Below are 7,060 nucleotides of genomic sequence, written 5' to 3' on the forward strand. Positions count from 1 at the left end.
ATAATTTTACTGGGCCGCGACGATCCAAATTGCCGTAACCGCGACGTTGACCAGCGCCAGCGGCAAGAGCATCTTCCAACCCAGGCGCATCACCTGATCGTAGCGAAAGCGCGGCACGCTCCAGCGCAGCAAAATTTGCAGCCAGCAGAAAAATATTACTTTGAATGTAAACGCACCCACTTGCAGCGCCACCACCGCGAGATGAGGCAACAGCCAAGCGCCGCCCCAGGGAAAATGAAAACCGTCGCGCAGCAAATAAGGCACCTGCCAGCCGCCAAAAAACAGCGTCGTCACCAACCCTGCGGCGGTGACGATCTCGGCGAACTCGCCGGCGAAGAACATCAAGAACTTGCCGCCGGAATATTCGACGTGATAACCGGCGACCAACTCCGATTCGCCTTCGGGCAGATCGAAGGGGATGCGCTTGGTTTCCGCCACCGCCGAAGTGAAGAAGAGAATAAATGCCAAGGGTTGAAGAAAAATCCCCCAGGCCGGCAGCCAGCCGATCAGCGGCCGCAAGTAGCTCAGCCAAGTCGGCAACAACTCGCCGATCAGCGTGCCTTGATCGCGGGCGATGTCTTGCAGCTCCAACGTGCCGTAGACCATCAACACGCCGATGACGGACAAGCCCATGGCGATCTCGTAGGAGATCATCTGCGCCGAACCGCGCACGCCGCCGAGCAAGGAAAACTTATTGTTCGACGCCCAGGCGCCGATGACGATGCCGTAGACTCCCAAGGAGCCCATGGCAAAAATATAAAGGATGCCGATATTGATGTTGGCGACTTGTAAATTGATCACCCGGTCGCCGAAGTTGAGGACGTCGCCGAAGGGAATCACGGCAAAGGTGACCAACGCCGGGAACAGCGCCATGCAGGGCGCCAGCGTATGTAAAAATTTATCGCCCGCCGGCGGAATGAAATCTTCCTTGGTTAAGAATTTGAGCGGATCGGCGATCAAGGTGTTGACCAAGCCCATGCCGGCGAAACCGAAGATCGACGCGCGGTTGGCGCCGATGCGGTCTTGAATCAGCGCGCTGCCCTTGCGCTCGATCCAACCGAGAATGCCGGCGAGGTTGAGAACCATACCGAGCACCAGCGCGGCCTTGATGAAAATAATCGCGAGATCAACGATCATGACGCTCCGCCACCGCCGCTTGCCAACTCCACGCCTAGCCCTCCCAGTGCGCGGTAATCCAAACCTTGATAGGCGGGAACTTCCCGCGCCAGCGCCGCGAAGATTTCGCTGGGAGAAGCGTAGGAAACCGAATCCCCTGCCGCTGCCAACAAGCGCAGGAAAATCTCGCTGTCTTGGCGCGCGCCTTCGGGTGGAATCACCGCGGCGTTCAACTTCTGCACCCGCCCTTTGCGATTGGTGTAGGTGCCTTCTTTTTCGCCAAAATGAGTCGCCGGCAAAACCACGTGAGCTAGCTTAGCGGTTTCGCTCATGCGCGTGTCTTGAACCACTAGGAAAGAAAGCTTGGCCAATGCGCTGCGAATTTTTTCCTGGCCACCGTTGGCGCCGACCAGATCCTCGCCGACGATATAGGCCGAAGTAAAACTTCCCGCCGCCAGTTTTTCCATCATCGCGGCAAAACCGCCGATGGCGCTCACACCCATGTCGCAGGCGCCGCGAAAATTCGGCGCGCGGTCCGGGCTCATGAGAATTTTCTGCGTCGCCGTCAGCTCGCGCTCTTGGTAAAAAACTTCCAGTGCCGCCTGGGGCGCGATTTTTCTGATCAGCTTGGCGAACAGGAAAGCTTCTTCATTGGTGTTGCGGCCCGAGAGTAGCGCCGCCAACGGTTGCTTGGTTGTCAGTCCCTGATAAACCGCCGCCAAAGCGTTTTCCCAAGTTGTCGGCACCAAGCCGCCTTCCTGGCGGATCATCGGCGTGGTCAACCGTTCGCCTCCGGCGAGTTCGTGAAAACTGTAGCGCCCTTCGTCGCAGATCCAGTGGCTGTTGACCGCTTCGTTGATGCGCGGCTTGAAGCGGGCGATTTTATTTTGCGCAGCCTCGACGCTGATGTTGCAGCCGGTGCTGCAACCGGGACAGATCGACGGGGTTTTGTCTAAATACCAGACGCGCACTTTGAAACGAAAATCGCGATCGGTCAGCGCGCCCACGGGGCAAATGTCGACCACGTTGGCCGACAGCGGATTGTCGAGCACCGCGCCTTCGAACAGCGAGATCGTCGAATGATCGCCGCGGTTGACCACCGCCAGCTCGTCGGTCTTGGTGATCTCTTGGCAGAAACGCACGCAGCGGGTGCACTTGATGCAGCGCTCGCCGTCGAAAATCACGTTGGGACCGAAGATAGTTTTTTTCCGATCGTGAATCTTGCCGACCTCGAAGCGGCTCGCCTCGCGGTTATGCTCCATGTAATAGTTCTGCAGCTGACATTCGCCGGCCTGATCGCAGATCGGACAATCCACCGGGTGATTGATCAGCAGAAATTCCATCACCGCCTTGCGCACCGCCAACACTTTCGGACTCTGGGTCAACACCGACATGCCTTCGGTGACTTGAGTGTTGCAGGCGATCTGCAGCTTTGGCGCTTTTTCAATCTCGATCAAACACATGCGGCAGTTGCCGGCGATCGACAGTTTTTCGTGATAACAGTAGTGCGGAATCGCCACGCCGGCGTCCGCTGCCGCCTTGATGACAGTGGTACCCTTGGTGGTGACGACTGCTTTGCCGTCGACGATGATTTTTACTTCATCCATAAATTTCGCGAGTCGTCACTGGTCAGCTCTTAGCCCCGAATGGAAACTCACAACTAATTCCGCACCGTGCATTTCCCCGCCACGATATGGGCTTCGAACTCGTCACGATACTTTCGAATGAATGCGCCCGGCGGCCAGGCAGCGGCATCGCCGAACGGACAAATAGTGTTACCGGCGATGTTACCGGCAATATTGAGTATCATATCCAAGTCGCCCGACTGCGCGCCGCCATGTTCGACCCGGTGCAGAATTTTCTCCATCCAGTGGACGCCCTCACGGCATGGGCTGCACTGACCGCATGATTCATGAGCAAAAAACCGCGCCAAGTTCAGCGCCGCTCGCACCATGCAGACGCTTTCGTCCATGACGATGACGCCGCCAGAGCCGAGCAAACTGCCCGCCGCCGCCACCGATTCGTAATCGAGATTTACTTTGTCAATTTCTTCCGGCTTCAACACCGGCATCGAGCCGCCGCCGGGGATCACGCCTTTTAATTTCTTGCCGTTGGGCACGCCGCCGCAATCCTCTTCGAGAAATTTTTTGAACGGATAGCCCATCTCCACTTCGTAAACGCCCGGCCGCGCGATGTGGCCGCTGACGCTGAAAAGTTTTGTCCCCTTGCTCTTCTCAGTGCCCATGGCGGCATAGGCCGCTGCGCCGCGCTCGAGTATCCACGGCAGCGCCGCCAGCGTCTCGACGTTGTTGACCACCGTCGGACAGCCGAATAATCCGTGCGTAGCGGGAAACGGCGGTTTCACTTTGGGCCAGCCGCGGCCGCCTTCCAACGAAGACAGCAGCGCCGTCTCTTCGCCGCAAATGTAAGCCCCCGCGCCGCGGTGCACGATCAAGTCCAAATCGTAGCCGCTGCCAAAAATATTTTTGCCGAGCAAACCGGCTTGGTACGCGTCGGCCACCGCTTGCTCCAACCGCTGGGTGCCAAAAACCATCTCGCCGCGGATATAAATGAATGCGGTGTGCGACTGAATCGCGAAGGCCGAGATCAAGGTCCCTTCGATAATCGCGTGGGGGTCTTGTTCGATCAGCAAGCGGTCTTTAAAAGTTCCCGGCTCGCTTTCGTCGGCGTTGCAAACCAAATACTTCGGTTTGGGATTGTCCTTGGGGACGAAGCTCCACTTCATGCCGGTGGGAAATCCCGCGCCGCCGCGGCCGCGCAGGCCCGAGGCTTTCACTTCGTCGATCAGCTGCTCCGGCTTCATGGTCTCGACGATTTTGCGCCACGACGCATAACCGCCGCGCGACTGATAAGTCGCCAGCTTGTGCGAGTCGGCAACACCGATATTGCGCAGCAGCAGCTTTTCCATGTTAATAAACTGTCATCCGAAACGTAGTGAAGGATCTCGCCCTAAGCGTCCCTATTTCAATTCGTCGAGAATCCGATCAATCTTCGCTTCGGTCAAATCTTCAAAATAATCGTCGTTCACCTGCATCATCGGCGCCGTGCCGCAGGAAGCTAAACACTCGACTTCCGACAATGTGAAGCGGCCGTCCGCCGTGGTTTGGCCGCAGTCGATGCCGAGTTTCTTTTTGAGCATGTCGGTTACCTGCTCGGCGCCGCGCAGCGCACAGGGCAGCGTGCGGCAGACTTGAATATGATGGCGGCCGATGGGCTTCATGTTGTACATGGTGTAAAAACTCACCACCCCATGCACCCGCGCCGGCGCTTGGTCCATCAGCTTGGCGATATATTCGATCGCCTCCGATCCCAAGTGGCCGAACTCCCGCTGCGCCAAATAAAGCACCGGCAGCATCGCCGCTTCCTTCTTCGGATAGCGCGCCACCGTCGCTTCAAACGTTTTAAGCGCCTCAGGTGAAAACTCTAAAGCCATAATTCTCGCAAGTAACGGTCAACGCCGAATCGCCTGACCCCTAACCCTTTACCCCTTACGTCTTTCTAACGGTCGCATTCCCCGCCAATCATATTGATCATGCCGAAGGTGGGAATAATATCCGCCACCATATGCCCTTTGATCATCTCGGCAAACGCGCCCATGGCGATGAAGCAAGGCGGTCGCACGCGCATGCGATAGGGCTTGCCGCCGCCATCGCTGACGATGTAAAAGCCGAGCTCGCCGTTGCCGCCTTCGACGGCGAAATAGGTTTCCCCCGCCGGCACCTTAATGCCTTCCATGATGATCTTGAAATGATGCATCAAGCCTTCGATGCTGCCGTAGACTTTGTCTTTTTCCGGCAAGACGAAGCGCGGATCGTCGATCCATACCGGCCCGACGGGTAGCTGCTTAAGCGCCTGCTCGACGATCTTCATGCTCTGCTCGATCTCACGCAGGCGGCAAAGAAAGCGGTCGTAGTTGTCGCCCCGGCTGCCGAGCGGCACTTCAAAGTCCATTTGATCGTAGACCAAATAAGGGAACGCCTTGCGGATATCGTAGTTGACGCCGGTGGCGCGCAGGATCGGCCCGGTGAGACTGTAATTCAATGCGGTCTCTTGGGAAATCACACCGATGTTGGACATGCGATCGAGAAAGATCCGGTTACGCGACAGCAAATGATCGCAGTCATTGAGCAGCCGGCGCATGGTCGTGAAAGCCGTCGCCACCCGCTCGGCGAAATGCTCTGGCAAATCATGCTTGACGCCGCCGATGCGCACGTAGGTGACGGTCAAGCGCGCGCCGGTGAGATTTTCAATGATATGCGTGATCAGCTCGCGCGCTTCGATCATGTAAAAGCCGACAGTGATCGCCCCCAACTCAGACGCCGCCATGCCGCAGCAAGTTAAATGGTCGAACAAGCGCGCCAGCTCGCTGATGATGACGCGAATGTATTGGCAGCGCGCCGGGGTTTCGACGCCGATGAGCTTTTCCACGGCAAGCGCGTAGCCGACGTTGTTGATCAGCGACGATGCGTAGTTCAGCCGGTCGGTGTAGGGAATAACTTGAGTCCAGGTCGCCTGCTCGCAGCTCTTGTCGAAACCGCGATGAAGAAAGCCGACCTCGACATCGCAGTCCACCACCCGCTCGCCGTCGAGCTTGAGATTGAACTTGATGGTGCCATGGGTCGCCGGATGGGACGGTCCCATCTGCAGTTCCATGATCTCGCTCGGCAGCTCTGGATTATCCGCTTTCATGGTGTGGCCCGAGCGACGCTCAGTTCTTGCTCCCGAGAGATTTTTGCAAGCGCAATAATTTATTATGCGAGCGCTCGTCGACGAAAGTTCCATCGACCTGGCGCTCGGGCACGCGCGGCTGGCAGAGATTGACCGGATAATCTTTGCGCAACGGATGGCCCTGGAATTCATCGTAGAGCAGAATGCGCCGCAGGTCGGAATGATCGGTGAACTGAATCCCGTAGAGATCCCAAACTTCGCGCTCGAGAAAATTCGCGCCACGCCACAGCGGCGTCAACGAGTCCACCGTCGGGTCATTCTCCGGCACCGCCACGCGCACCCGCAGGCGGCGTTGCTCAGTCAGCGAAACGATTTGGTAGACGACTTCGAAGCGCGGCGTTTTTTTCTGCCAGTAATCCACCGCGGTGATGTCGGAGAGAAAGTTGCAGCCCAGTCGATCCTTCAGCAAGGCGAAGCTTTCCCGCAGTCCGGCCCGGTCGAGAACGATGACATCATCGCCCTGGGCTACCATCGACTCGAGAATTTTGCCGCCAAGGATCTCTTGAATGTTGGCGAGCCGGGAGCTGCTGTCAGACATGAAGAATCAATCCCACTCCAGCGCGCCTTTTTTCCAAACGTAGGCGTAGCCAAGCAAAAGAATGAACAGAAAAATCCCCATTTGCACCAGCCCGAAGACACCGAGCTGGCGAAAATAGATCGCCCAGGGATAAAGAAACACCACTTCCAAATCGAAGATCAAAAACAGCATGGCGACCAGATAGAATTTAACCGAGAACAACATGCGCGCGTCGCCCCGCGGCGGGTTGCCCGACTCGAAAGGGTCGGACTTGGCGGCATTGGAGGATTTGGGGCCGAGTTTGGTCGCCACCAACAGCAACGCCAGAACCACCACCGTGGCAATGGCAAAGATAACGACCAGCGGGAAAAAGGGATGATTCATGAATCGTCGGCTATTAAAAAAACCATACCTCCCCGAATTGAAAAGGTATGGCGTTATTTCAGTTTAGATCGCGTCCGCTCAGATCACGCGCGCTAGCAATTTTTGTATTGGAAAAGCGCAAGGTTGTCAAGGTAAAGTCGACGTTGTTGTTGTAGCAAAGTGATTATGTCAGGGGTTAACGGCAACGTAATTATGTCAGGGTGGAAGGATGACAACCCTGACAATGAAAGACGAGAAACGACTAGACGTAATTCAACGAGTATATCGCAGCGAGATCACCGTGGTTGAGGCCGC

General features: G+C 56.8%; 7 protein-coding genes. All 7 read right to left on the bottom strand.

The genetic code is table 11. The features are described from left to right. Positions 1-6: 6 nt before the first annotated feature. On the bottom strand, positions 7-1,137 hold the full coding sequence (locus EXR70_15215) for an NADH-quinone oxidoreductase subunit H (GenBank protein MSP39835.1): 1,131 nt from the start codon (positions 1,135-1,137) through the stop codon (positions 7-9). Then, positions 1,134-2,723 (bottom strand): 2Fe-2S iron-sulfur cluster binding domain-containing protein, encoded by a 1,590-nt coding sequence (locus EXR70_15220; protein ID MSP39836.1) that lies wholly within the window; start codon positions 2,721-2,723, stop codon positions 1,134-1,136. The genes EXR70_15215 and EXR70_15220 overlap by 4 nt, the downstream gene beginning before the upstream one ends. A 53-nt stretch (positions 2,724-2,776) precedes the next feature. Further along, on the bottom strand, positions 2,777-4,045 hold the full coding sequence (gene nuoF, locus EXR70_15225) for an NADH oxidoreductase (quinone) subunit F (GenBank protein ID MSP39837.1): 1,269 nt from the start codon (positions 4,043-4,045) through the stop codon (positions 2,777-2,779). Between the two features lie 51 nt (positions 4,046-4,096). Further along, complete coding sequence (locus EXR70_15230; protein MSP39838.1) at positions 4,097-4,570, bottom strand: NAD(P)H-dependent oxidoreductase subunit E; 474 nt, start codon at positions 4,568-4,570, stop codon at positions 4,097-4,099. Between the two features lie 65 nt (positions 4,571-4,635). Then, positions 4,636-5,826, bottom strand: a complete 1,191-nt coding sequence (locus EXR70_15235) for an NADH-quinone oxidoreductase subunit D (protein MSP39839.1) — start codon at positions 5,824-5,826, stop codon at positions 4,636-4,638. Between the two features lie 19 nt (positions 5,827-5,845). Continuing rightward, positions 5,846-6,403: an NADH-quinone oxidoreductase subunit C gene (locus tag EXR70_15240; protein MSP39840.1), complete on the bottom strand. Its 558-nt coding sequence runs from the start codon at positions 6,401-6,403 to the stop codon at positions 5,846-5,848. 6 nt (positions 6,404-6,409) lie between these two features. Further along, positions 6,410-6,766: an NADH-quinone oxidoreductase subunit A gene (locus tag EXR70_15245; protein ID MSP39841.1), complete on the bottom strand. Its 357-nt coding sequence runs from the start codon at positions 6,764-6,766 to the stop codon at positions 6,410-6,412. Positions 6,767-7,060: the final 294 nt, after the last annotated feature.

The sequence above is a fragment of the Deltaproteobacteria bacterium genome, assembly GCA_009692615.1.
Classification (GTDB): domain Bacteria; phylum Desulfobacterota; class Binatia; order UBA9968; family UBA9968; genus DP-20.